The sequence below is a fragment of the Sulfurospirillum arsenophilum NBRC 109478 genome (genome assembly GCF_000813345.1).
Classification (GTDB): domain Bacteria; phylum Campylobacterota; class Campylobacteria; order Campylobacterales; family Sulfurospirillaceae; genus Sulfurospirillum; species Sulfurospirillum arsenophilum.
The window spans coordinates 143,503-167,429 of record NZ_BBQF01000004.1; the positions used below are offsets into that span (position 1 = coordinate 143,503).

At 34.9% G+C, this 23,927-nt stretch carries 27 protein-coding genes; 14 read left to right on the plus strand and 13 right to left on the minus strand.

The window, feature by feature from the left end:
• The first annotated feature begins 176 nt into the window (after positions 1-176).
• From SAR02S_RS11130 to acpS, 5 genes are all read left to right on the plus strand, one after another.
• Positions 177-728, plus strand: coding sequence for a TlpA family protein disulfide reductase (locus SAR02S_RS11130; protein ID WP_041959718.1), 552 nt, complete (start codon positions 177-179; stop codon positions 726-728).
• A complete protein-coding gene (gene ftsY, locus SAR02S_RS11135; protein WP_041959719.1) occupies positions 728-1,615 on the plus strand; it encodes a signal recognition particle-docking protein FtsY in 888 nt (295 codons plus the stop codon). Before SAR02S_RS11130 ends, ftsY begins: the two co-directional genes overlap by 1 nt.
• Positions 1,608-2,963 carry a DNA repair protein RadA gene (radA, locus tag SAR02S_RS11140; RefSeq protein ID WP_041959720.1) on the plus strand — a complete coding sequence of 452 codons (1,356 nt, stop codon included), beginning with the start codon at positions 1,608-1,610 and terminating at the stop codon, positions 2,961-2,963. Before ftsY ends, radA begins: the two co-directional genes overlap by 8 nt.
• A gap of 64 nt (positions 2,964-3,027) precedes the next feature.
• Complete coding sequence (gene fliL, locus SAR02S_RS11145; protein WP_041959721.1) at positions 3,028-3,561, plus strand: flagellar basal body-associated protein FliL; 534 nt, start codon at positions 3,028-3,030, stop codon at positions 3,559-3,561.
• Positions 3,558-3,932: a holo-ACP synthase gene (gene acpS, locus SAR02S_RS11150; protein ID WP_041959722.1), complete on the plus strand. Its 375-nt coding sequence runs from the start codon at positions 3,558-3,560 to the stop codon at positions 3,930-3,932. Before fliL ends, acpS begins: the two co-directional genes overlap by 4 nt.
• Here acpS and thiS read toward each other — a convergent pair.
• The 5 genes from thiS to ruvX are packed head-to-tail and all read right to left on the minus strand — an operon-like array spanning position 3,929 to position 7,402.
• Positions 3,929-4,129, minus strand: coding sequence for a sulfur carrier protein ThiS (gene thiS / locus SAR02S_RS11155; RefSeq protein ID WP_041959723.1), 201 nt, complete (start codon positions 4,127-4,129; stop codon positions 3,929-3,931). The genes acpS and thiS overlap by 4 nt on opposite strands.
• Complete coding sequence (locus SAR02S_RS11160; RefSeq protein WP_041959724.1) at positions 4,120-5,154, minus strand: SAM-dependent methyltransferase; 1,035 nt, start codon at positions 5,152-5,154, stop codon at positions 4,120-4,122. Before SAR02S_RS11160 ends, thiS begins: the two co-directional genes overlap by 10 nt.
• A gap of 9 nt (positions 5,155-5,163) precedes the next feature.
• Complete coding sequence (locus tag SAR02S_RS11165) at positions 5,164-6,354, minus strand: aspartate aminotransferase family protein (protein WP_041959725.1); 1,191 nt, start codon at positions 6,352-6,354, stop codon at positions 5,164-5,166.
• A 39-nt stretch (positions 6,355-6,393) separates the two neighbouring features.
• On the minus strand, positions 6,394-7,002 hold the full coding sequence (locus SAR02S_RS11170; protein ID WP_041959727.1) for a trimeric intracellular cation channel family protein: 609 nt from the start codon (positions 7,000-7,002) through the stop codon (positions 6,394-6,396).
• Positions 6,995-7,402 carry a Holliday junction resolvase RuvX gene (ruvX, locus tag SAR02S_RS11175; RefSeq protein ID WP_041959729.1) on the minus strand — a complete coding sequence of 136 codons (408 nt, stop codon included), beginning with the start codon at positions 7,400-7,402 and terminating at the stop codon, positions 6,995-6,997. The genes SAR02S_RS11170 and ruvX overlap by 8 nt, the downstream gene beginning before the upstream one ends.
• Before the next feature lie 129 nt (positions 7,403-7,531).
• Between ruvX and SAR02S_RS11180 the strand changes: the two genes are divergently transcribed.
• Complete coding sequence (locus SAR02S_RS11180) at positions 7,532-8,722, plus strand: L-serine ammonia-lyase (protein WP_041959731.1); 1,191 nt, start codon at positions 7,532-7,534, stop codon at positions 8,720-8,722.
• Positions 8,723-8,739: 17 nt separating this feature from the next.
• Here the strand turns inward: SAR02S_RS11180 and SAR02S_RS11185 are convergent, their stop codons facing one another.
• Genes SAR02S_RS11185 through SAR02S_RS11195 form a run of 3 tightly spaced genes read right to left on the minus strand, consistent with a single transcriptional unit; the run spans position 8,740 to position 10,623 of the window.
• Positions 8,740-9,270: a hypothetical protein gene (locus tag SAR02S_RS11185; RefSeq protein WP_052433624.1), complete on the minus strand. Its 531-nt coding sequence runs from the start codon at positions 9,268-9,270 to the stop codon at positions 8,740-8,742.
• Positions 9,271-9,297: 27 nt separating this feature from the next.
• Positions 9,298-10,098 carry a sulfite exporter TauE/SafE family protein gene (locus SAR02S_RS11190; RefSeq protein WP_041959734.1) on the minus strand — a complete coding sequence of 267 codons (801 nt, stop codon included), beginning with the start codon at positions 10,096-10,098 and terminating at the stop codon, positions 9,298-9,300.
• Positions 10,099-10,107: 9 nt separating this feature from the next.
• Complete coding sequence (locus SAR02S_RS11195; RefSeq protein ID WP_084218505.1) at positions 10,108-10,623, minus strand: DNA-processing protein DprA; 516 nt, start codon at positions 10,621-10,623, stop codon at positions 10,108-10,110.
• 361 nt (positions 10,624-10,984) lie between these two features.
• Here SAR02S_RS11195 and SAR02S_RS13290 point away from each other — a divergent pair, with 361 nt between their 5' ends.
• From SAR02S_RS13290 to SAR02S_RS11230, 7 genes are all read left to right on the plus strand, one after another.
• A complete protein-coding gene (locus SAR02S_RS13290; RefSeq protein WP_052433625.1) occupies positions 10,985-11,524 on the plus strand; it encodes a TnsA endonuclease N-terminal domain-containing protein in 540 nt (179 codons plus the stop codon).
• On the plus strand, positions 11,517-13,376 hold the full coding sequence (locus tag SAR02S_RS11205; RefSeq protein WP_041959736.1) for a TnsB C-terminal domain-containing protein: 1,860 nt from the start codon (positions 11,517-11,519) through the stop codon (positions 13,374-13,376). Before SAR02S_RS13290 ends, SAR02S_RS11205 begins: the two co-directional genes overlap by 8 nt.
• Positions 13,366-14,304: a TniB family NTP-binding protein gene (locus SAR02S_RS11210; RefSeq protein ID WP_041959737.1), complete on the plus strand. Its 939-nt coding sequence runs from the start codon at positions 13,366-13,368 to the stop codon at positions 14,302-14,304. Before SAR02S_RS11205 ends, SAR02S_RS11210 begins: the two co-directional genes overlap by 11 nt.
• On the plus strand, positions 14,301-15,434 hold the full coding sequence (locus tag SAR02S_RS11215; protein WP_041959739.1) for a TniQ family protein: 1,134 nt from the start codon (positions 14,301-14,303) through the stop codon (positions 15,432-15,434). The genes SAR02S_RS11210 and SAR02S_RS11215 overlap by 4 nt, the downstream gene beginning before the upstream one ends.
• Before the next feature lie 107 nt (positions 15,435-15,541).
• Positions 15,542-16,675: a hypothetical protein gene (locus SAR02S_RS11220; RefSeq protein WP_041959741.1), complete on the plus strand. Its 1,134-nt coding sequence runs from the start codon at positions 15,542-15,544 to the stop codon at positions 16,673-16,675.
• Positions 16,668-17,651 carry a diguanylate cyclase regulator RdcB family protein gene (locus SAR02S_RS11225; RefSeq protein WP_041959743.1) on the plus strand — a complete coding sequence of 328 codons (984 nt, stop codon included), beginning with the start codon at positions 16,668-16,670 and terminating at the stop codon, positions 17,649-17,651. The genes SAR02S_RS11220 and SAR02S_RS11225 overlap by 8 nt, the downstream gene beginning before the upstream one ends.
• A 7-nt stretch (positions 17,652-17,658) precedes the next feature.
• Positions 17,659-18,663, plus strand: a complete 1,005-nt coding sequence (locus tag SAR02S_RS11230; protein WP_198133104.1) for a patatin-like phospholipase family protein — start codon at positions 17,659-17,661, stop codon at positions 18,661-18,663.
• A 73-nt stretch (positions 18,664-18,736) separates the two neighbouring features.
• Here SAR02S_RS11230 and SAR02S_RS11235 read toward each other — a convergent pair whose 3' ends face one another.
• The 4 genes from SAR02S_RS11235 to SAR02S_RS11250 all read right to left on the minus strand — a co-directional run bounded on the left by SAR02S_RS11235 (position 18,737) and on the right by SAR02S_RS11250 (position 20,861).
• Positions 18,737-19,003 (minus strand): hypothetical protein, encoded by a 267-nt coding sequence (locus SAR02S_RS11235; protein ID WP_041959747.1) that lies wholly within the window; start codon positions 19,001-19,003, stop codon positions 18,737-18,739.
• Positions 19,000-19,569, minus strand: a complete 570-nt coding sequence (locus SAR02S_RS11240; protein WP_041959749.1) for a hypothetical protein — start codon at positions 19,567-19,569, stop codon at positions 19,000-19,002. Before SAR02S_RS11240 ends, SAR02S_RS11235 begins: the two co-directional genes overlap by 4 nt.
• A gap of 29 nt (positions 19,570-19,598) precedes the next feature.
• Positions 19,599-20,348, minus strand: coding sequence for a DNA/RNA non-specific endonuclease (locus SAR02S_RS11245; protein WP_041959750.1), 750 nt, complete (start codon positions 20,346-20,348; stop codon positions 19,599-19,601).
• Between the two features lie 162 nt (positions 20,349-20,510).
• The gene (locus SAR02S_RS11250) at positions 20,511-20,861 is read right to left on the minus strand and encodes a hypothetical protein (RefSeq protein ID WP_041959752.1); all 351 of its coding nucleotides are present in this window, start codon (positions 20,859-20,861) and stop codon (positions 20,511-20,513) included.
• A gap of 79 nt (positions 20,862-20,940) precedes the next feature.
• Between SAR02S_RS11250 and SAR02S_RS11255 the strand changes: the two genes are divergently transcribed.
• The gene (locus SAR02S_RS11255) at positions 20,941-21,966 is read left to right on the plus strand and encodes a DNA cytosine methyltransferase (protein ID WP_041959754.1); all 1,026 of its coding nucleotides are present in this window, start codon (positions 20,941-20,943) and stop codon (positions 21,964-21,966) included.
• Between the two features lie 42 nt (positions 21,967-22,008).
• Here SAR02S_RS11255 and SAR02S_RS11260 read toward each other — a convergent pair whose 3' ends face one another.
• The gene (locus SAR02S_RS11260; protein ID WP_041959756.1) at positions 22,009-23,913 is read right to left on the minus strand and encodes an ATP-binding protein; all 1,905 of its coding nucleotides are present in this window, start codon (positions 23,911-23,913) and stop codon (positions 22,009-22,011) included.
• Between the last annotated feature and the right edge of the window lie 14 nt (positions 23,914-23,927).

A 23,927-nucleotide genomic window follows, 5' to 3' on the forward strand; every position in this document is an offset into this window, starting at 1 on the left:
AAGGCTTGTTTGAATACAATCATAGCCATTATAATAGACTTCGTGTCGTTTTGCAAGAAGTCTCTGCCTCATTTGAGGCAAGCTCACGCGCCTTAGTGGCTCACGTAGCTTTTTAAGTTTTCTTAGAAAGCGTATCAAATAGAGTTCGATAAGAACTCTTAATTAAAAGGATTCTAATGAAGTTTTGGTTTGCTCTGTGTATCTCTTGCTCGATGCTTTTTTTCAATGGCTGTTCTTCCGAAAAAAAGAAAACAGATGATAATAAATCTGTTAAGGCAAAAGAAGAGGTTAAAAATGAAAAAATTGTGCTTCAAGATATTTCTGGTAAAGAGATTGTTGTCACTTCTCTTGATAAAGGATTTAGCTTTGCTGGATATGAAAACAAAATCGTTTTAGTCAATTTCTTTACCACATGGTGTCCTCCGTGTAAAGCTGAAATTCCTCATCTTATCAACCTTCAAGAAAAATATAAAGAGAACTTTGTCATCATTAGTGTACTTTTAGAAGAGAACAAATCCAATGAAGAGATCAATAGCTTTATGAAATATAACAACATTAATTATGTCATTACAAACAGTGCTGAAAATTTCAAACTGGCGCAAAGTGCGGGTGGCGTTAAAAACATTCCACTCATGTTTTTGTATGACAAAAATGGCAAGTACTCTACGCACTATGTAGGCGCTATTCCTGAAGAGATGATCGACGCTGACATCAAAAAAGTACTTTAATGTTTAGCTTTATTAAAAAAGGGCTAGATAAAACCCTTGGAGCGATTAAAGAGATATTGCCTGAAAAAGTCGAGAAGATTGATAAAACGCTTTTAGAAGAGATATTAATAGAATCCGACATTCCTTATGAACTGGTTGAAGAAATCATCTACTATCTTCCCCCTTCCCAAACCGTAGCCCGTGAAGATGTTAGACGCGTTCTCAAGGCCTATTTTAAATACGAGACTTCGCCTTTGGTCGAAACACTCCAAACCCCTTTTGTGGAACTGATTATTGGGGTTAATGGTGCTGGTAAAACCACCACCATTGCCAAATTAGCGCACAACTACAAAAAAGAGAACCAAAGTGTACTTTTGGGTGCTGCTGATACCTTTAGAGCGGCTGCCATTGAACAGCTTAAAATTTGGGCTGAGAAGATTGATGTAGGCATCATCTATACGCAACAAGGGCATGATCCCTCCGCTGTAGCATACGATACCATCAGTTCTGCGGTTGCCAAAAAAATCGATCATGTCATCATCGACACGGCTGGACGTTTGCACAACCAAGTCAATCTTGCCAATGAGCTGAAAAAAATTGTACGCATTTGCGATAAAGCGCTTACCGGTGCACCGCATCGTAAAATTTTGATCTTAGATGGAACACAAGGCACTTCGGCTATCAACCAAGCTAGAGCCTTTCACGAGATGATTAGCGTTGATGCTATTATCATCACAAAGCTTGATGGTACAGCAAAAGGTGGCTCACTTTTTGGTATTGCCAAAGCATTGGAACTTCCTATTATTTATGTGGGTGTGGGAGAAGGAAGAGATGATCTGATTCCTTTTAACGCAGATGATTACATCGACACTATTTTAGACTCTATTTTCACTCAAACCAATGGCTAAAAAACAGATTCTTTTTGAGTGCCAAGCCTGTGGGCATCAAAGTGCCAAGTGGCTTGGTAAATGCCCAAATTGTGGTGCATGGGATGAGTATATTGAGCTGAGCGATAAACAGATAGAAGTCCTTAAAGAGATTAACTCTAAGCCTACGACAAATACCCAAAGTAATGCTATTCCTATCACCGAAGTGAGTTTTGAACATATTGAGCGCTACAGCTCGGGTGATCGAGAACTGGATTTAGTCCTAGGTGGAGGCATCGTTCAAGGAAGCCTTACGCTTATTGGTGGAAGCCCAGGGGTAGGTAAATCAACCCTCCTTTTAAAAATTGCGGGAAACCTTGCCAAAGAGGGTAAAAAAGTTCTTTACGTCAGTGGAGAAGAGTCTTCAAGTCAGATTAAACTTCGTGCAAACCGTGTGGACAGTAATTATCCCAATCTCTATTTACTTCCAGAAATCAGACTAGACACCATTTTTAAAGAGCTGGAAAAACACGCTTTTGAAGTCTTAATTATAGATTCTATCCAAACGATTTATAGCGAAAAAATCGCTTCTGCCCCAGGGAGTGTTTCGCAAGTGCGAGAGATTACGTTTGAATTGATGCGCTTTGGAAAAGAGAAAAATATTGCTATTTTTATTATTGGTCATATAACCAAAGAAGGCTCTATCGCAGGACCTCGCGTGTTGGAACATATGGTCGATACCGTTCTTTACTTTGAGGGTGACTCTTCACGTGAACTAAGACTGCTTCGTGGCTTTAAAAACCGCTTTGGGACAACGAGTGAAGTGGGCATCTTTGAGATGACCAAGGCGGGATTAGTGAGTGCAAAAGATATTTCTAAAAAGTTTTTTACCAGAGGCAAAGCGCAAGCAGGCTCTGCTATCACTGTTTTAATGGAAGGCAGCCGCCCAATTGTTTTAGAAGTGCAAGCATTGGTCAGCGATAGCGGTTATCCAAACCCAAAACGCAGTGCTACAGGCTATGAACTTAACCGCTTAACCATGCTTTTAGCACTGTTAGAGCGAAAGCTTGATCTGCCGTTTAACCAGTACGATGTTTACATTAACATCGCTGGAGGCATTAAAATCAGCGAAACATCGGCTGATCTTGCCATTATTGCAGCCATTATTAGCTCGTATCGCAATCGTCCTATCAGTAAAGATACGATTTTCATTGGGGAAGTCTCCTTAATTGGCGATGTGCGCGATATTTTCAACCTTGATCTTAGACTTAAAGAAGCGAAGTCGCAGCAGTTTGAAAAAGCAGTCGTCCCATCCCTTCCCTTAGAGCAAATCGAGGGAATCAAGTGTTATAATATTGATGAAGTTTCAAAATTGATCGAATGGATGTAAATTTTTCCCAAAATAAAACGATATATATGAAAAGTGTTTTTACATGTAAAAAAAGGATAGAAGAATGGCTGGCAAAAAACCTGAAGATGGCGATACAAGCGTTGAAAAAAAACCTAAAGGCAATATGGTTCTCATCATTGTCATTGCGTTATTAGTAGTGATCCTCATTGGTGGTGGAGCTGCTGCATTTTTGATGCTTGGTGGTAGCCATGAAGAGGCAGCGCCAACTCAAACACAAGATGTTAAAGCTGAGAAGAAAAAAAGTAGTAGTAAAAAATCAACCGATCATTTAGCAATCGGACCAATGTACCCAATGGCACAGTTTGTTGTGAACTTGCTCAGTGAAAGCGGTAACCGCTTTTTAAAAGTTGCTGTTGATTTAGAGCTAAGCGATGCTAAACTTCAACCTGAAATGGATCATAAAAAATCGTTGATTAGAGACATTATCATTCGTACATTCTCGTCTAAAACCTTTGAAGAGATTAGCACACTGAAGGGTAAAGACAAACTCAAAGAAGAAGTCCTTGATAAAATCAATGAAAATCTTTCCGATGGACAAGTCAAAAACATCTACTTTACAGACTTTGTGGTTCAATGATCGGTATAGACCTCGTTTCGATTGAACGTATAACAAAACTCAAAGAGCGCTTTGGAGACAAGGCGCTCACTAAATTTTTAACTACGGAAGAAATAACTCTCGCTAAAAGTGATGCTACTGCTGCTGGATTTTATGCCGCGAAAGAGGCTGTTTCAAAAGCCCTTGGTATTGGCATTAGTGAAAAATGTGGATTTTTTGATATAAAAATTTATAAAGATGCACGAAACGCACCCTACTTTACGCTTTCACGTCATTTAATTGATGCGTATGAGATTACTGATTTTTCACTCTCAATTACACACGACAATGGTTTTGCTATCGCGGTAGCGGTCATTGAAGGCAAAAAAAATACCCAACAACTTTGGCACTAAGCGCCACCACCGACAAACTGTAAAAACTCTACTTTATCATTTTCACAAAGCTTGTGGCTTTCCCACAACTCTTTTTTGACAACATTCATGTTTACCGCAGCTGCCATTACTTTACTTTCAATACTCAATTCATCAATAAGCTCTTGAATCGTTTTAGCCCTACTCTCTTTTTTTTCACCGTTAATAATCAGTTGCATTCCATTTCTCCTTTGCGAAAACATGCCATTTTAAATCGCTCTCCCATAAAAGAGGGATCGATCAATGTTTTAATACGGTTTAATTCTGTCTCATACTGCTTTTCTGAAACGTTGTTAGCAAACAGTTCTAAAAGCTCAACCAATCCAAAATCAACTAACGCTTTCATCTGCGTGCTATAGTCATACACGCTAATGCCGCTTTTTTCAAAGGCATGAAAAAGATGGCTAAAATTGACATCATACGTAAGGTCTGATTTTGCAAAAAAGACATTAAAATCATTTGGTTCTCGCAATTTTTCTTCAACCAAATCGGTGAGTGCAAAAAAAGGATAGACCTGATGGTTAGCATAAACACGCAGTGAAAAGTCATTTCTCGCTTCTTTATCGCCATAGTCAAACGTCACAAACTCAAAACGTTCACAACACTGACTCATCGCTTTTGCAAAAGGCTCATACCCTAAGCAAAGCTCCCCTTTTTTAATGCCATATTCATCCGCTTTTTTTCGTGTTTCATCATCCATTGTCGCAAAAAAAGCTTTTTCATTTTCAATAAAAAGCATCTCATCTTCTTTGATGAGTTCGCACGAAAACGCATCGAAAATTTCATTGGCGACAAAGAACGCCTCTTTACATGTAAACGCTTCCAAATGCTTTACATGTAAAAGTTTAATGGCATCGCCAAATGCCTCTTCAAAGTAGGTTTTTTGCATTGTTTGATTCGCCTCAAAAGGCTCAACAATGACAAAGGTAAGGGATTGGAGCAGTGCAGGTTTGAGAGTATAGATAAACTGAATCATATCAGCAAGCAGATAGCCTTTGTGCGCGCCAATCTCAACCACATAAGACGAAGGGCTTAAAAACCCACTCTCAATGGTTGAAATCAGTCTTTTGGCAATGGAACCACCAAAAAACATACTCGTACTTACAGCGGTGTAAAAGTCACCCTCTTTTCCGATGGTTCGCTCTTTAGTGTAGTAGCCCTCATTGCCATAGAGCCACGTTTGCATATACTCGCTAAATTTCACGTATCTCTTTTATAAAAGCGCTTGACACGCATTCTCTAGGCGTTTAAAGCCCTCATCCATCTCTTCTTTAGAGATCGTGAGTGGTGGTAAGAAACGAAGTGTGTTTTTGCCTGCTTTTAACACAAGGACACCATGCTCAAATGCTTTTTTGATGACACTTGCCAAAATATCGCCATTTTGGCACTTAATGCCACGCATCAAACCAAGCCCTTCGACACTCTCAAACAAACTTGGAAATGCTTTACATGTAGCCTTGAGCTTGCTATCAAAATAGATCAGTGCTTCATCCAGCATACCGCTTTGTTTGTACTCTTCTAAAATGGCAAGCGCTTCAAGTCCTGCACGTGTGGAGAGGAAATTTCCCCCAAACGTACTACCATGATCCCCCGCTTCAAAAATGTCTTTGTGTTTGGTCACAACCGCACCGATAGGCACGCCACCGGCTAAACCTTTCGCAAGCGTGATGATGTCTGGCTCAATCTCATAAAGTGATGTCGCTAAAAACTCACCACTTCTAAAGACACCACTTTGCACTTCATCAATGATGAGCAAAATCTCTTTCTCTTTTAAAAACTTTGCCAATGCTTGAATGTCTGCTTTTGGAAACGCTTTAACGCCACCCTCGCCTTGTACAAGTTCGATCATTACAGCAACGGTTTCTTCATCAATCGCATTGTAAAGATCTGCGATCTCCTTTGTGTATGAAAATCCTTCAGGATACGGTGCAAAAGCGCTCTTATGAAAACTCTCTTGACCTGTTGCTTTCACTGTTGTGATGGTTCTTCCATGAAACGAATGCTCTAAGGTTAAGACTTTATATTTTTTATTGGCAAATTTTTTCTCACCATACTTTCGTGCGAGTTTAATGGCACCCTCATTCGCTTCTGCGCCTGAGTTTCCAAAAAAGACCGCAACATCATAGCCTGTGAGTTCATTAATTTTTTTAGCCAATCTTGCCTGTGGCTCGATCATATAAAGATTAGACGTGTGAATGATATTGCGTGCTTGATCGCTTATCGCATCGGCAAGTCTTTGATTGCCATGTCCTACGCTTACCACACCTATACCGCTGGTGAAATCGATATAATCTCTTCCTTTATCATCAAAAAGTGTTGCATTGATACCGTGTTTAAAATTGACATAGTTTCTCGCATACGTCTGCAACACATACTCTTTATCCATTGTTTCAAAATCCATCATGTACTCCTCTAAAAAAACGCCATTATAGCGAAAAAAACCTTACCCAATTTTGGGCAAATTCCACTGTTTATAATACGCTAGCAACCGAAGCGCTACGCCAAAAGCAAATACGACCATCACAGGCACATATCCACTGATGTCAAACTGTGCAAACATAAACAAAATTGCTCCCACTAAAAGCGAGACCGTACCGTAAAACTCACTGGTTAAGAGTAAGGGTACACGGTTGAGCAAAATATCCCTAATAACACCACCGCCAACAGCTGTTACAAGCGCTAAAAGTACCACGCCAAAGAAGTTAAACCCTACTTGCAAACCAATGAGTGCGCCTGAAATTGAAAAAGAGACCAACCCTAATGTGTCACTGATGATAAAATAGAACTTCTTTTCAATCTCATCTTTACGGTGCAATTGCAAAAGAACACTCAAAACGATCACAGCAATCACCAAGAAAGAAGGCATCAAATGTGTAAAGGTGTAGGGAGAGCGATCCGAGAGCATATCGCGAACCAGCCCACCACCAAGTGCTGTTAAAAATGATGCGATAAAAACACCTAAAAGATCGAGCTTCTCTTTGACTGCTACGTAAAAACCACTCAGCGCAAAAGCAACCGTACCGATAATTTCGGCAACTTCAAGCTCAACCATGGCTTTCCTTTAGTGCGTCCAAATAGCGTTCTAAAATGACTTTTGCCGCCATGGAGTCAATGCGTCCATCGCGCTTTTGACGGATGACACCTTGCATCATCTCTTTGGCCTCATTGCTTGAGCCGTATTCGTCTTGGTACACCACCTCTCCGCTAAATTGGAGTAAGCTTACAAAGTGTTTGATGCGCCGTTCCATCTCTTCGCTACTACTACCACCTTTGGGAAGACCCACAACCAAAAGCTCGATGCTCCACTCATTTAAAAAAGCATCAACATCGCGTGCGGCTTGGTCACGATTTTTACGCAGTATCGCCTCTTGCGGTGAGACAATTCCCGCCGCCAAGCAGAGTGCAACACCAATACGTTTTAGCCCAATATCAATACTTGCTGTTTTTTTCAAATAGTACTCTTTAGTTCAATGTACATTTATTCTACCGAAGATTGATTTAAAGCGCTCTTTTTCTCTTTACATGTAAAGCTCATTCTGTGCTATAATCCACCACAATTTTTCTTGCGTAAAAGGCGTAGCATGCAATCACTCAGATCATTTTACTGTATTGGGCATGGACCCTCTTCAAGCCATACCATGGGACCTTTTAACGCGGGGACGATCTTTAAAAAACGCTTTCCCGATGCTTCTTTGTACCGCGTTACTCTTTTTGGTTCACTTGCAGCTACAGGACGTGGGCACTTAACCGATGACGCTCTGCATCAAGCCTTAGCTTCAGCTGGTGTTGAGATACTCTTTCGCCCCGACATCACCAAACCGTTTCACTCCAATGGCATGTTTTTTGAAGCATTTAACGAAAAACAAGAACTTCTAGGCTCTTGGGAAGTTTACAGCGTGGGAGGCAGTGCGCTCAAAGAAGCGGGAGAAAACCCTATCGTAGAGCCTTCTATTTATCCACTTACAACGTTGAATGAAATTATAAAATGGTGTGAAAAAGAGCACAAAGAACTGTGGCAATACGTCGAAACGTATGAAGGCGAAGAAATTTGGGATTATCTTGCAGAGGTGTGGAAGAGCATGCAAAATACCATCGATCGAGGGTTGAAACAATCAGGTGTGCTCCCAGGAATCCTCCAATACCCGAGGAAAGCTCCCATGTTTTTTGCCAAAGCTCGTAAAGAAGAAAAAAGAGCGCATGGGATCATCTTCGCCTATGCGCTTGCCACCAGTGAAGAGAACGCATCGGGCAATATTGTCGTTACCGCACCCACCTGTGGCGCGTGTGGCGTCGTTCCAGCCGTACTTCGCTACCTCAAAGAGCTTTACAACCTAGATCAAATTGATTGTTTACATGCCCTTGCTGTTGCGGGGCTTCTGGGAAATATCGTGAAATTCAATGGCTCTATTTCAGGCGCAGAAGTGGGCTGTCAAGGCGAAGTGGGCGTGGCATGTTCGATGGCAGCAGGCATGGCATCGTACCTCTTTGGCGGCAATTTACAACAGATTGATTACGCAGCGGAGATGGGCTTAGAGCATCACCTTGGCATGACGTGCGACCCCATTGCAGGTTACGTGCAAGTACCGTGCATCGAGCGTAATGCTGTGGCTGCGATTCGCGCTATTGATGCGGCTGAGTACACTTCTTATACCGATGGAGCGCATAAAGTGAGTTTTGATGAGATCATTCAAACGATGGTTGAAACAGGAAAAGATATGAATACCAAATACAAAGAGACCTCACTCGGAGGTCTGGCAAAACGTTACCTTTAGATCTTTACATGTAAAGCTTACGGGCATTTCAAATAGCTAAAGCGTGTATCTTCCCATATCGTTCTCGCATCGTAATTCAAGATAAGTCCATCGCCACGTGTAACACCATTTTGAACCATGTACTTTGGATAATACATGGGCTTACCTAATTTTTCTAAAAAGTTACAGCTTGATTTCATATCATCCAATCTAGCACGCAGAACTTCAGCAAACTGGTTACGTTTAGTGGCGTCAAGCGGTCCAAAAATTTCAGTTTTGAGCGTATCTAAGACTTGTCGTGTACTTTTATCAACCACCCTTGCACCATCATAATAGCCATATGCCGTGGCAATCAGATAAAGCTCAACCGCTTGTGGGTATTTTCCCTCTTCAATGCACTTCGCACTGGAGTTAAACAGATCAACAGGCGTTTGGCTGTTTTTGATTTCAATACGCTCCATACAGCTATTGATTTGCACTTGTGGCTTATTTTCTTCAAAAAGATTGCTTGCACTTGCACATAGAAGCAACGATGGCACCAAAAGTGCCCATAAAAAACCTCTTTGCATACTATTTCCTTTTTACATGTAACACGTTTAGATAACCGATGTCAGCATTTTTATGCTAAGAATCATCAGTAATAAAGCAAAAATCTTTTTAAGTTTACCAACAGGAAGCGTATGTGCCATCTTCGCACCCAAAGGGGCTGTAAAGTAGCTCACAATTGAGATCAGTATAACACCAGGAAGATAAACAAACCCTAACATCATCTCTGAGCCAGAAGAGTGCATCATACCGTTGATGACATAACCCAGTGTGCCTGCGATGGAGAGTGGAAATCCAATCGCCGCAGAGGTAGCAATCGCGCGTTTGAGATCTACATTTTGCCACACAAGATAAGGTACGGTCAAAGAACCTCCACCGATTGAAACCAGCGCTGAGACGATGCCAATGAGAGAACCAACACCAAACAACGATGGCGGTGTAGAGAGCTCCCGACTCGGTTTTGGCTTTTTATCGATTGCCATTTGAATGGAGACATACGCCATAAAAACTGCAAAGAAGATGGCAAGGTGAACGGATTTCATGTAGGTTGCTAAAAACGTTGCCGCAAAAGTGCCTAGTATAACGCCACCTGCCATGTATTTTACGACATTCCACATAACGGCACCTTTTTTGTGGTGGGCTCGCATACTCGCAAATGATGTAAAAATAATCGATGCCATCGATGTACCAAGTGCCATATGTACGACTTGCTCAACAGGAATGCCTTGTGCCAAGAAAATTGAAGTCAGTATGGGAACCATAATACCACCACCGCCAATACCCAATAATCCAGCCATAAAACCAACCACTAAACCCAAAGCTAAAAATGCTAAAATCCATTCAAAACCCATATTCTTCCTTTACGCGCGCTTGATGCGTCCATTTTCAACTTTTATTTTACCTAAACATTCGTATTCAAATACTTTTTGTGCAAATTTTTCCACAGCATCGTGGTAGAGAGGATGTGTATCACAGTAGATTAAAAAATCATCTTTACATGTAAGTTCAACTTTGCCAAAAAGTGCGACAAAGGCATCAATGTCATAAAGAGGTTTTGCTAACCCTTTTGAGAGAAGCCAATTTGTGCCCTCACTCTCACCCAAACGGTGAGGAAGCACATAAATAGGTTTTTGCATCTTAAGTGCAAACTCAATGCTGTGCATTGTGCCACTTTTAAGATCAGCTTGTGTGACAACAAGCGCGTCACCAAGAGCAACAACAAGTTCATTTCGTAGTGGAAAATTCCACTTCAGGGAAGGTTGTCCTGCTTCAAATTGACTGAGCACCAATCCCTCTTTTTCAATCCCCTCAATTAGCTTTACATGTAAAGCAGGATAGCGAATATCAAGCCCAGTTCCTGCCACTGTCATATCCATTAACAAACTTGAACTTTATGTTGATTGATAATAAATTGTTTCACTACTTCAAAACATCCAATTTATCGAATTTTTCGTAAAAAATGTATTTTATCTTAATGCATAAAAAAGAATGCTAAAGAACATTTTTTAAACAGAAAAAATATTTATTCATTACAAGTAAAAACTTTAATTTGTCGATTTTTACAATAATAATATTTAATTAATTTATATTACAAAAATTTCAAAAATACTATATAATTTTAGCATGAGTGTCAGGAAAATAAAAAAGAGTTATATCTCTTGTGTAGGGTATTTTATCAGTTACAAAAATGGGCAAAGCAAAATTGCTTTTGAATCTATTTTAGAAAGTGATTTCTACATGATATTAGAATTTGATACGACTGTTCTAAAGTACGAAGAACAACCGATACAAATGTATTATGACTATTCAGATACACAAAAGCGCAGGTATACACCTGATACTTTAGTGACTTATACTGACGGGACTCAAAAACTTTTTGAAGTGAAATATGCAAATGATTTCACAAGATATCCTGAACTTCCCAAAAAAATAGAAATCTTACGTCAATATATTCAAGAAACCTACAATATAGAGTTTGAAGTTTTTACCGATCAAAACATCACAAAAGTTATCTTAGACAATTACAAATTTTTATATAAATTTGCATTCGTTCCGCTACATACATCCATTCATGAACAGATCTATTATCACATCAAGACAACTTCCTCTATCAATGTACAGCAGCTCTTAACACTTCTTTGCCATCCTCAAGAAGAATTGAAATACATTTTGCCATATGTATGGAATTATTTTTTTCAAAATCATCATTTGCTTAATTTGAATCTACCTTTAACCATGTGTTCTATAATTTACAAAAATGGAGCTACTCATGGCTAAAATTGATTTAAAAATAGGCTCTCATGTTTTTTATAATAACGAGCCATATTGTATTTATAGAATTGTGAATTTATCAGAAGTAGGACTTGAACATCTTAAAACAAAAAAGCTTCTTAACGCGAAGATTACAGAACTCTCTTCCAAAGAAGTACCAGAGGTTCCTAAAAATATTATGGAATATTCACAACGAGAATGGGATGAAGCCAAAAAACGATTCGATATGATTAAGGATATCGTCTATAAAAGTGCCTCCAAAGAAGATATTTCAAAAATATGTACACAACACAATGTAAGTCATACAACGCTTTATACGTGGAAAAGAAGATACGAACAAACAGCAGAGATTAGCTCTTTGATTTCCAATAAATCCCAAAGAGGGAAAAAAGGAGCGCGTGTTGATCCAAAAGTTGAAGCGATTATTGATGAAAGCTTAGAAACCCTCTATTTAAACAAACAACGCTATAGTTTTCCAAGGATATACAATAAAATTGCAAGAGAATGTGTAAAAGCAGTCTTAGAACCACCTCATGCCAATACTGTTCGAAATCGTATTAAAGCAATTCATCCAAAAGAGGCTCTTAAACGTAGGTATAGTGCTAAATTAGCGCATGAAAAATTTTCCAATTTTGAAGGAGAATATCCTTATGGTAACTATCCGCTTGAAGTTGTTCAAATTGATCATACGCCCTTAGATATTATTGTCGTCGATAAGACTTATCGTAAGCCTTTAGGAAGGCCTTATCTCACTTTAGCAATTGATGTTTATTCTCGCATGATAGCAGGCTTTTATCTCTCCCTTCAATCACCTGGTTATTATAATGTCAGTCAATGTATTCTCAGTATCTTCTCTCAAAAAGATACGTATTTAGCACACTACAATGTATCAGGAAAGTGGGAGATTTTTGGCATACCAAGAATGATACACGTGGATAATGGGCAAGACCTTGTTTCAGAAGAAACACAACGAGCATGTGAAGAATTTGGTTGTTCACTTTTAAAAAGACCTGTTGGCAGACCTCAATTTGCTTCACATATTGAAAGGCTCTTTGGCACTATCAATGGTGAAATACATAATCTTCCTGGCACAACACGCTCTAACATTCAAGAAAGAGCAACGTATGATTCTGCGAAGCATGCCTGCTATACACTTGATGAGCTGACACAATGGCTTATTCATTATATCGTCAATATCTATCACACAAAACACCATACTGGTATTGAAATGTCACCCAATGACAAATATCAAAAAGGCATTTTAGGCGATGAAAACACCCCTGGAACGGGGGTATTGCCTTCTATTATTGAAGACCTAGATACAATTAAAATTGCCCTACTCCCCACCTCTTACCGCACTGTACAAAAAGATGGTATTACTATAGATGGAATCACTTACTATTCGGATGTGTTACGAGCTTGGATAGGGATTACGGATAAAAACAATAAAAAAATCAAACATAAAATCAAGCAAGATCCTCTTTCTTTGAGAAAGATTTATTTTTTTGACCCTGAAATTAAGCAGTATTTTGAAATACCTTATCGTAAAATATACGCTCCAGACATGACATTTTGGGATTTATTGGCGGCAAAACGCTATCTTAAAGAGAATAAAATTCAAAACTACTCTGAAGAAGATCTGTTTGAAGCGTATGAAAAACTTGAACGGATGGAAAAAGAAGTCAAAGACAAACAAGGTAAAGTTAAACTACGAAAATCTCAAGCTCCTAAAATCAGTACAATACAAAAATCCAAAGAAATTAAAGAAGAAGCACCAGAAGAAGATGATTTAGATTCTCTCTTCAAAAACATCACTCTCTATAAAGTTGCACCAAGGAAAAACAAACATGAAATTTGAACTCACACCCGATGCACAAGAAATGCTTTCTAAAAGTGCTGAAGAGCGGATGGATTATATAGCACAAAAGACTTGGATTGATTATCCAAATGCAGAATTTATATTGAATCAATTTGAAAATCTTTTGCGTTTTGAAAAGAATAAACATAGAATAACAAGCTACTTACTGGTTGGTTCAACGCACAATGGGAAAACTTCCATTTTACATAGATTTATGGAACTACATCCAGCCTATGATTTATTTCAAAATAATATGAACAGTCTTACTAAAGAGTTTTTTGACCAATATGAAGCAACTAGCACTCCTGTTTTATATCTGATGGCACCCTCAGAACCTAGTGAATCGAGGCTCTATAATCGAATATTAAAAAGCATGAATGCCCCTTATAAAGAAGGTGATTCGATAGAGAAGAAACTCAATTTGGTTGAATATTATTTAAAATTTCTAAATGTTGAAATCCTGATTATAGACGAAATTCATAATTTTCTCAGCGGTTCAACGGTTAGGCAAAAACAGGTACTCAATGCTATTAAAAACCTTAGTAATCAGTTACAAATCCCTATTCTTTTAGCTGGCACAAAAGATGCTCTTAGAGCATTTGGTAGTGATCGCCAATTGATTAATCGATTTAGGCCAACGTATATTAAAAAATGGAAGTTCGATCAAGAATATATAAACTTTTTAGCAACCCTACTCACAACAATACCCTTGAAGGAAGAATCCGATATTTTACAAGCGAAGATAAGGAGAAGAATTCTTGAATTTTCATATGGTTGTATCGGTGATATCGTTGCTTTGATTAAACGCGCAGCGATTATAGCCTTAGAAAACAAACAAGAAAAAATTACTGAAAAAGATATCATCGAGGCCGCCACTAAAGTATCTTTAGAAAACTTGTACCAAAATATCGAATTGAAAGATGTATGATTAAAGGTCTTTGTCGCAAAGAATTCTTGCATAAAAGACCTCCTCTTATTCCTGTACCATTCTCAGATGAAATTCTAAGTTCTTGGATTGCCAGATTAGCGTATGCAAATCAAATGCATCCAAAAACTTTTTTAAACACCTACCTTGGGCTCAAACATAGAGATCATTTTAAAAATTGCCTGGATGCACATATTAATGATGAAATACTGAACTGCCTACAAACAATCACAAGCCCACATTTTTCACTTAAAGATATGATTCTTAAATCATATGCAGGTATTCTAAGAGAAGGTGTAATCAAAGAATTACATAATAGTTATCTTGGACACATGCAATTTTGTCCTCAATGTTTACAAGAACATATTCCTTATTACAAAAAATTCTGGCATGTTAACTTGCTAACAACCTGTGAAAAACACTGTAGCTTCTTATATGATTCTTGTCCCAAATGCAAAAAACCTATCGAGATTCTTCAAATGCATCATGATACATTTGATTATACGTTTTGTTACTACTGTGGGTATGACTTAAAGAAAGCGCCTATCAAAAAAATTGGTAATAAATATACTTTTGGTATTTTGGCTAATCAAAAGCTAACAAAAATGATAGAAAATGGGTATATCCAACTAGGAGAATCCATCGTATACTCATTTTGTTTTGTGGATACGATTACACAGTTATCAAAGCTAATTTTATTACGTAGAAATTTTGCTTTTATTCATAAACATCCACTTTTTAAACTCTTAGAAAATCGTTTAAAAAGCTCCTTATCTTCAAAGCAATCTACCCATTTACAACTCACTGTCGCTGAAAAATATGCGCTTTTTGGGCTTATTATGTATTTATTTGAGGACTATCCCAATCATTTTTCTCAATTTATCACAATGAATCATTTAACACATTGGGACATGATGAAAGATCTCCGATATAAAGCTTTTTGGTATGAGAATCTCGTTAATAACATTACCCCTCGATATATTGCATTCGGGAATATGGTCACGTATGAAGAAGTAAAAAATGCTATTGAATATTTAAAGCGACAAAAAATTCCCATTATAAAAGCAAATTTACAAAGACTTTTTCATAATAGAGGATTTTTTGATAGATTAAAATTGATTACAACCATTTAGCTTTACTTATATCTTATATTAATCCTAATTTGACTATCATTTATACTAACTTACGAAATGCATGTTCTGCTTAATAAAATATTTTTTAATTTATATTGGGAATTTTCTTGAATTTAGAACTTATAACGCTAACAACTAGTATAATTTTTCTAATTATTATATTGATAATTAGAAAGAAATATATACTTGCTAATGTTATCAAACATAATTCTTATCCCATGGTGCCGATTGATAATAACTTGCTACTTGATGAATCAAACAAAATTATAAAAGAAAGTATAAAAATTTTTGATATCCTAGAAAAATATAATGCTCATAATATAGGCAAGATTGAAAATAATAAGAATTTAGTGGAATTATTGAATTGTTTAAAAATATTGCATTTAAAATATACAGAACACTTGAAAGAAATCTATAATCAACTTCAAAGTGAATTAGAAACCCTCTCAAATAACCAAAAAAAACGATCTTATAAACAATTGGTATCATCTTTTAATATTTTATTATTGAATCGCGAGCTCACAGATTTAATGGATACACTGAAACGTACACATTATCAGAATGTAGAACATACAATACTTAACTTGCATAATTATTTACCGCAGAATGATCACACAATAGCAGCTCTTTATAAAAATGAAGCCTTAGTATTTTCAAATGAAAAGAAAGCTAACGAATTTATAGAAAATGCAATAGATTTACTAACTAAAATCATTAATAATGAATTGTTAAAATACAATGAAGAACTAGAGTTCATAAATCGAAACTTTAAAATGGTATCTATCTCTCAATTTGAGCTTTCTTCATTCACCGTCAATAAGCAAGCTTTTCAGTCATTAATTATTGATTTTAAGCAAACACGAATCCAACGAAAAAAGGGTGATGGATTTATGGACTCTGTTTTAAATACATTAAATAATGATTGGGGAAGATACGATACATCTTATCATGTAACTAAATTTAAAATTGAAAAAAAGACTTTTATAAATAGTTTAAATAGTTTACTGAATGAATTACAAAATCATATTAATAATTTTTACCAAGTATTAGATACAAAATTATATATACAACATGAAAAAACAAACTTCCATATTGATATGATGAATCTCTCACTAAAATGTGATCTTGTTATGTCTAATATTCAGGATATTGTATATTGTCAAAGAGTAAACCAAAAGTTACTTCGCAGAATATCAAATATAACAAAAATTTCTCAATTAAACAAGAAACCACATGCATAAGAAAATGACCATATTAGATACTTTCAACATTAATATCGATGAAGAAGAATTAGCAACATTAGAAAAGAATCATAAATATATATCTCAAAAACTTATTTTAGATGCTATTAATGGTATTAATGTAACAGCTAGAGACCTACAAAACACTTCAAATACTAGACAGTCACTATTCCATAGAACTTTTGATAGCCTCACTGGTAATGCAAGACGAAGACAAGACTTAATAAATGAAAATCTTATTGAAGGAATCAATGCTTGTACATCTTGGTTGCAAGACCATGAAAGACACCTAAGTAGAATAGATAATAGAATTTTTGATTTAGTTGTTGAACTAGAAAGAACACAAGACGAAATTTTGAAATTTTATATACAACATGAAAATTTAAAAAACAATGTTGATCTATTGAAGGAAAGTTTTTCTCAGTTTATAAAATATTCAAGTGAAAGATTCATCTCTTGTGAAAAGCGTATAACAACTATTGAAATAAAAACAGATATTGATAAGGAAATAAGTTATCTCAAATCTGGAGAAAAATATAAAGGTTATGATATTACACTTAAAATTTATTCTTTATTAGATAATCTAAAAAGTGGATCTTTTGGTACTTATTATGATAACAACTTGAATTTAAATGACGATAATATAATCTATTTAAAAAGTGAATTAAAAAACTTTATAAAACAAGAGATAGGGAGTAATTTTCACAATATATTTTTAAATTATGATGACATATCTCATAAATTTAATCAATTAAGTATTTTAGAAAAAAAGGCAATTTCTTTTATTAGTACTCAACACTATAATTCCTTAATAGAACAACGTGAATATGTACAAATTTCTGATTTAATAAGTATACTTTCTACCTATCCTCAAGATGAAGTGAAAGCAGTAATTCAAAATCAGTCCAACATTAGTAATTTTATTACATATGAAGACTTTATTGAAGATTGTATTGTTGAGCATTTAAAAGGATAATCATATGATGAAACCAAAATTAGGAATTGTATTATCTGGTGGTGGCGCGAAAGGAGCATATGAAGCTGGGTTTTTAAAGGCTTTAGCAGAATTTAATATCCAACCACATGCAATTGCTGGCACAAGTATAGGAGCACTCAATGGTGCTATTTATTCTGCGAACATAAATACAAGTACAACAGCTGTTTTAATAGAAAAAATTTGGCAAGATATGGGAAATTCTAACGCACTTCAATTTGATAAGAAAAAAGTTTTTATCAATCTTGTTGAAGTAATTACATATTTTAGTCCGTTAGCCCCTGTAAGTAAACTTGCAAAATTTGTACAAGGCTTTTCTGTAGCTAATAGTAAAAAAGGTCTGTTAACAACTCGTCCAATAGAAAATATTCTAGAAAAATACGCGCCTCTTCATAAACTTAAAAAAGGTCTTCCTTTCTATATAGGTTTAACAAAAAGTCATGGTAACATGATTGACATATTACGATTATTTGAAATTGAAAATCTTGGATCAACAAATTTTAAAAAAGTGCAATTGTTAAATGAAAAAGATATTTATAATGCCATTCTAGCTTCAGCTGCACTTCCTATAGCCTTTGATGCTATTAAAGTCGATGGAACATATTATCGAGATGGTTGTTTAGGTTCTATAAATAACGAATGGGGAAATACGCCAGCACACCCCTTAATTACAGAAGAAAAATGTACACATATAATTGTTTGTCATTTGAATGAAGGAAGCTTTTTTAATAGACATGATCCTTTATTTAAAGATATTGCAATCATTGAAATCAGACCTCAAAGCAATACTTTTTCATCAATACTAGATCCATTGGCATTTGATGTTAGTAAAATTGATTTATGGATAGAACAGGGATATACGGATAGTAAAAAAATTTTATCTGAGTCATTAGAAGCTCTAAATGAGAATTATCAAAGAATCACATCTGAAATTCAAACTGATTTAGCACTAGAAAAATTAAAAATTAAAAAATTTTCCATTCCAGATGAATAACCAAATAATTTTTTATATCAAAAATCCCTATTGTAGGATACTCGCTAAAAACTATCATTAATAAAGCTATATTTTATGAATCAAATGGATTCTTTACCTCTTTTGCCACATTCTCAACACTAATCTTTTCAGGTAGTGCTTGCTTCTTTAAATACTCAACAATAGTGTCTATTTGACGTTTAAGGGCAAAGGCATATTCTAAGCCTTGTTGATCTTTGGTGATATCTACAGAGCCATGTATAGAGATTCTATCCAATCTATTCTCGATATCGAGTTCACTAATACGGATAACGTCTTCTTCATTAGCATATGGATCAATACAGAGTAGTTTTTCTTTCATTTATTATTTTCCAATTGAGTTACTGCAACTAATATGTCTTTTGCGAGTTTGATTGCATTATTTTTATCAAGCATGATGCTTTGAAGTAAAATACGTTTTCTAAGGTCATTGTCGAGATTAATTTCAATAAAATTATCTTTTGTTACAACAGAATCAAATACCTTACTTTTATATGCATAAATATATACATTTGGAGCTTTTTCTGGGTATTTTTTTAATAACTCTTCAAGCGCATTACCTGTTCGAGAATATTGTTTTGCTTTACTTGCTGTTTTAGCAGGTTTATTGGGGTGCCCATTATAAAAAAACATACAATATTGTGCTTGTTCACATAAACAAAATACTTTATTATTTTTGCCATGAAATCTAAGTTCTTCTCTTTTATCAATCAACGGAATAATAATATTATTGTCTTTGAAGATTTCATTCATTATTTCCCATGCATGAGTAGTAACTACTTCAAATTGATCGATAGTCCCAAGAGTTTCTATAAACTCATTCATCTTTGATACAAGCATTTGTTTATTTGTGAATTTATCTGTTAAAATAACTGCTACGTTTATCATGGGGTTCCTTTTTGTTAATTATATTTTGTCTATTTCATAGCTTTTGGTTCTGGCAAGCCTAGCAGTTGTGTTTTTTTCTCTTCACTCATTTTAGGGAAGAAGCTAATACCACTTAATATCTCTAACTCTTTAACAGAGATAACGTGATAGGCTTTTCCTGGTTCATTATTGGTAAAGTATACTGCTGCTTTTTGTTGTTTAGGTGAATAGATAATTTTATAGATGTAAGTTGGTACTAATACACCATTACCAATGGATTTGAGTGTTCCTTTATAGATAGGTCCTGTAATGACATACAGTGATCCTTCTTTCTTAGCTAAGTAACGTGTTGCTGATTCAATATTAGACCAGATACCTGTATTATGATTATGGTCTTGTGGAACCATATTTGCTAAACTAAAACTCTCACTTTGAGATGATTCAGTTGGCATATCAGCAGAAGGGCTCATATGTCCTCTATCGTAACCACTTTTAGCGTAATCTTTGAGTTCGGCTCTTTCACTTTGAGGTAAAAGAGTTTCTTCATGAAATTTATCTTTTCTAGGAACATCTGCATCAATAGCTGATGCTGTTAAATACTCTGCACTCCATAAAGGTGTTTTAGAAATACCAGAATGCATGACACCAAATGCTTCAAAACATAATTCTTTGGTTTGAGCTACCAATTTCTCATTTACGATATCTGGTGCTTCTCCATCTACATAAAACTGTGGACATGCAGTTGGTGCAGCATTGAGCATAAGTGAAAATAATGAGATAAGAAACAATGCTTTTTTCATACGAAAGCCCTAACTAAAGAAGATGTTTTTTAAAGCGGGATATTAGCATATCAACGTGATATTTGTGGGTGATATGGATCAAGTAAAACTGTATTTAAAAATACACTTGACCAATACCTATTTAAATATCAAGTTTTTTAGAATAAAATATTCATATAAACTTTAAATGGTTTGAAAATCTTTAAAATATTTTGTATTAATTTCATATAATTTTTCCATTTGAAAACGCCTTTCTCTTTCTCTTCTTTCAAGCTCATTTTGTTTTTCAAGAGCTTCAACAAGCCTAATGGCATAGAGTGGAACCTTATATATTATCCCTTTTTTTTTATCTTCTTCGCAAGGTTTCCAGCCATCAATTGTAGTTCTTGCAATTCCACTAAATCTCGAAAAAGATGTAATTCCATACCCTAATTTTTGAATTCTTTCTTTAAACTGAGGAAGCGTTACAGAGGATTTTTGGCTCAAAGTTTCCTTTGGTTTACCATGACTCTTTTTGTGCTTTTTTTCAAACATATAACAACCTTGACATTTATAATAAATTATATTAAAATAATACAACTTATATGTATCTTAATTTCATAAAAGGTCTTCCATGAAAAATATTAAAGCAATCGATTTCTTTAGTGGGGCGGGTGGGTTGACACATGGGCTCAAATTAGCAGGAATTAATGTTTTTGCAGGAATCGATTTTGAGTCATCATGCAAAGATACATATGAAAAAAATAATCACGCAGTTTTTATTAATAAGAGTATACAAGATATCACAATTAAAGAAATCAAATATCTTTTTAAAGAACACACAAATAAAAATGATTACACAATGTTGGCTGGTTGTGCACCCTGCCAACCATATAGCATGATTAACACTAGAAAAAAACAAAATGATTCAAGAAAAACACTACTTGATGAATTTCGAAGAATTATTAATGGAGTAAAACCACATTTTGTTCTAATGGAAAATGTCAGCAGGTTAAATGAAGAGAATCCTTATTTTGCACAATTTATACAAATGCTTGAAAAAAATGGTTACAAATATGAATATACAGTTTTAAATGCAAAAGATTTTGGAGTAGCACAAAATCGAAAAAGACTATTTTTAATAGCAACAAGAATAAAAAAACTTAATCTATCTTTCAAAAATTTGCAGTATGAAACTCCAATTACACTTCGACATATTATAGGCGATTTAGAAGCTATAAGACATGACCAACCATCAAAACAAGATTTACTCCATCAATCCAAACAATTAACTCCATTAAACCTCAAACGCATTCAAGCAACTCCTAAAAATGGTGGATTGAGGTCAGCATGGAACGATGAGCTTAAATTATCATGTCATAAAAAAAAGGAATCATTCAAAGACAATTATGGCAGACTTGCATGGAATAAACTAAGCGCAACAATTACTACAAAATTTCATCAATATCATAGTGGTCGATTTGGGCACCCTGAGCAAGATAGAGCTCTTTCACTTAGAGAAGGTGCATTAATACAAAGTTTTCCAAGTAATTATGAATTTTATGGCTCTGTTAATCAAATAGCAAAACAAATAGGAAATGCTGTTCCAGTTAAGTTATCTAAAGCTGTTGGAGAAACATTTATTGCTGCAATATACTAAAAAATTCATATTACAAGATACCGCTTCAAATATAATGTATATTTAGTTTAATTTTATCAAATGATTTAGTTTTTCATAACTTTCCATAAACTCTTTATGGTATTGCTTTGCTTGCTCTAACATTATTTCATAACTTAGAAAATTCATATTATTTCTTTCCATATTCTCTAGTTTAACTTGAGTTCTTGTATCTTGAGATAATGCTTTACCTATAATATATCCTTTAACATATTTATATTTATCTCGATCTGACTTAGTACCACGCTCTAAAATAGTTGCTTTTATAAAATCACAATATTCTTCTAATTGTTCTAATTCTTTTTTAGTAATCATTTTTTGAGAGCGCTTAATTTCCATGATAAATAATGTATCTCTATCGCCTTTACAAATAAAATCAATTCTCTTATCTTCATCTACATCAGAATCGTCATTAAATTCATCTTTTAGAAATTTTTTATATGTTACTTCGTCAGTCAAACTATTTAATCTTGGCTCCAATATCCATGGAAATTTATTTAAAAAGTGATGCATTGAATCAATGCTTTTTTTGGCAACCTCCAATGTATCGTTATGAATTAATTGTTCAAATTTTTCGATAGTCTCAATTCTTCCAATTGCTAATCTATATTGTTCTCGTGCTTCAATTATTTCCCAATCTTGTAACAATTGTAAAAGTTTTCCGGCATCAGGATTTTCTTCTAGTTCATGTGCATATTCTTTAAAAACTTGGAATTCAAAGGCTCCTTTAACATAATCTATAAGATTTTTTGTTTTTGAAACTTCTAATTCTGATGAAATAACTATATCTGTAATTTTTTTTGCCAATTTTTGATCTGTTCCACTTTGGATTGTTGTTTGATACCATTCTGTATCAATATTATGTACTAACTGTAATTCAGTTGTTCGTGCATCAATTCTTCTTTCTCTCCATTTTAAACCAATTTTTTTGATAACATGTTGTAAATGAGACATAAGTTTTCTAGGTTCATCGTTTTCCCAAATTAATGAATTTCTAGCAGTAGAAATATTTTCTTCCGAACGTTCCTTATCTAAATAATCAACATCTATAGAACCACTCATATAAGAAAAAGCGTGAGAATTACTTAATTTGACTCCATAAAATTCTGGATTATTAGCTAATTTTCCTCTTGCATAAAGAGTAATCCCTTTAAATGCCTCTCTTATGGTATCTTTAGTTGTAATAATTCGTCCTTTAATTTGATTATCTATAAAATATTTTTTTGTTTCTTCATCAATATTCAATTCCTTAAAGTCTTGAGGAAGATTCCATGCGAACTGTCGATCTGTTTCAATAAGGATTTCTCTGGCCTCTTTTGTTAACATTGTTCTCGATTGACCATCTTCAATCACACATACGAAATTCTTATCGAAAAAATTCAATCTTATTAAAATTGAGTTCGCTGTATCCAATACAGGAATTTCGGTTTTTCTCATAAGATCTTTCAAAATTATTTTTGTATAACTTGCACTTGCACTATCTTGATTATTAATTATTGGATCAAGATCTAATGGCTGATCATCTTCACGATTTATTAATTCATTATAATCCATTTCAAACGCATTAATTTTTCCATTTTTGCAACTTTCAACATAGATTTTCGTACAAATTCCAAAAACAGATAATTTACCAATTCCTTTTTTCCCGGTAACGTATCTTTTAAATTTTTGTGTTATATCATTTTTATTTTTTTCTCTTCTGTTTCGGCCAACATGTAAAAAATCATTATTCAGTTCATCTGCATTCATTCCACAACCATTATCTAGTATCTCTATTGATTTATGATTTTGATTTATTGTGATTTTTACTTCTGAAGCATCTGCATCATATGAATTAGTAATTAATTCTGCTAAAACAGGTGGTAATGTACTATACATACTTAGCCCCAAGTGTTTTATTACTACTGGACTAAACTTTAATTGAAACATCTTAATCCTTTATT

Coding starts and splice junctions, on each gene's coding strand:
- SAR02S_RS11130 (WP_041959718.1), top strand. CDS start 177: ATGAAGTTTTGGTTTGCTCTGTGTATCTCTTGCTCGATGCTTTTTTTC.
- ftsY (WP_041959719.1), top strand. CDS start 728: ATGTTTAGCTTTATTAAAAAAGGGCTAGATAAAACCCTTGGAGCGATT.
- radA (WP_041959720.1), top strand. CDS start 1,608: ATGGCTAAAAAACAGATTCTTTTTGAGTGCCAAGCCTGTGGGCATCAA.
- fliL (WP_041959721.1), top strand. CDS start 3,028: ATGGCTGGCAAAAAACCTGAAGATGGCGATACAAGCGTTGAAAAAAAA.
- acpS (WP_041959722.1), top strand. CDS start 3,558: ATGATCGGTATAGACCTCGTTTCGATTGAACGTATAACAAAACTCAAA.
- thiS (WP_041959723.1), bottom strand. CDS start 4,129: ATGCAACTGATTATTAACGGTGAAAAAAAAGAGAGTAGGGCTAAAACG.
- SAR02S_RS11165 (WP_041959725.1), bottom strand. CDS start 6,354: ATGATGGATTTTGAAACAATGGATAAAGAGTATGTGTTGCAGACGTAT.
- SAR02S_RS11170 (WP_041959727.1), bottom strand. CDS start 7,002: ATGGTTGAGCTTGAAGTTGCCGAAATTATCGGTACGGTTGCTTTTGCG.
- SAR02S_RS11180 (WP_041959731.1), top strand. CDS start 7,532: ATGCAATCACTCAGATCATTTTACTGTATTGGGCATGGACCCTCTTCA.
- SAR02S_RS11185 (WP_052433624.1), bottom strand. CDS start 9,270: ATGCAAAGAGGTTTTTTATGGGCACTTTTGGTGCCATCGTTGCTTCTA.
- SAR02S_RS11190 (WP_041959734.1), bottom strand. CDS start 10,098: ATGGGTTTTGAATGGATTTTAGCATTTTTAGCTTTGGGTTTAGTGGTT.
- SAR02S_RS11195 (WP_084218505.1), bottom strand. CDS start 10,623: ATGGATATGACAGTGGCAGGAACTGGGCTTGATATTCGCTATCCTGCT.
- SAR02S_RS13290 (WP_052433625.1), top strand. CDS start 10,985: ATGATATTAGAATTTGATACGACTGTTCTAAAGTACGAAGAACAACCG.
- SAR02S_RS11205 (WP_041959736.1), top strand. CDS start 11,517: ATGGCTAAAATTGATTTAAAAATAGGCTCTCATGTTTTTTATAATAAC.
- SAR02S_RS11210 (WP_041959737.1), top strand. CDS start 13,366: ATGAAATTTGAACTCACACCCGATGCACAAGAAATGCTTTCTAAAAGT.
- SAR02S_RS11215 (WP_041959739.1), top strand. CDS start 14,301: ATGATTAAAGGTCTTTGTCGCAAAGAATTCTTGCATAAAAGACCTCCT.
- SAR02S_RS11225 (WP_041959743.1), top strand. CDS start 16,668: ATGCATAAGAAAATGACCATATTAGATACTTTCAACATTAATATCGAT.
- SAR02S_RS11230 (WP_198133104.1), top strand. CDS start 17,659: ATGAAACCAAAATTAGGAATTGTATTATCTGGTGGTGGCGCGAAAGGA.
- SAR02S_RS11235 (WP_041959747.1), bottom strand. CDS start 19,003: ATGAAAGAAAAACTACTCTGTATTGATCCATATGCTAATGAAGAAGAC.
- SAR02S_RS11240 (WP_041959749.1), bottom strand. CDS start 19,569: ATGATAAACGTAGCAGTTATTTTAACAGATAAATTCACAAATAAACAA.
- SAR02S_RS11245 (WP_041959750.1), bottom strand. CDS start 20,348: ATGAAAAAAGCATTGTTTCTTATCTCATTATTTTCACTTATGCTCAAT.
- SAR02S_RS11250 (WP_041959752.1), bottom strand. CDS start 20,861: ATGTTTGAAAAAAAGCACAAAAAGAGTCATGGTAAACCAAAGGAAACT.
- SAR02S_RS11255 (WP_041959754.1), top strand. CDS start 20,941: ATGAAAAATATTAAAGCAATCGATTTCTTTAGTGGGGCGGGTGGGTTG.
- SAR02S_RS11260 (WP_041959756.1), bottom strand. CDS start 23,913: ATGTTTCAATTAAAGTTTAGTCCAGTAGTAATAAAACACTTGGGGCTA.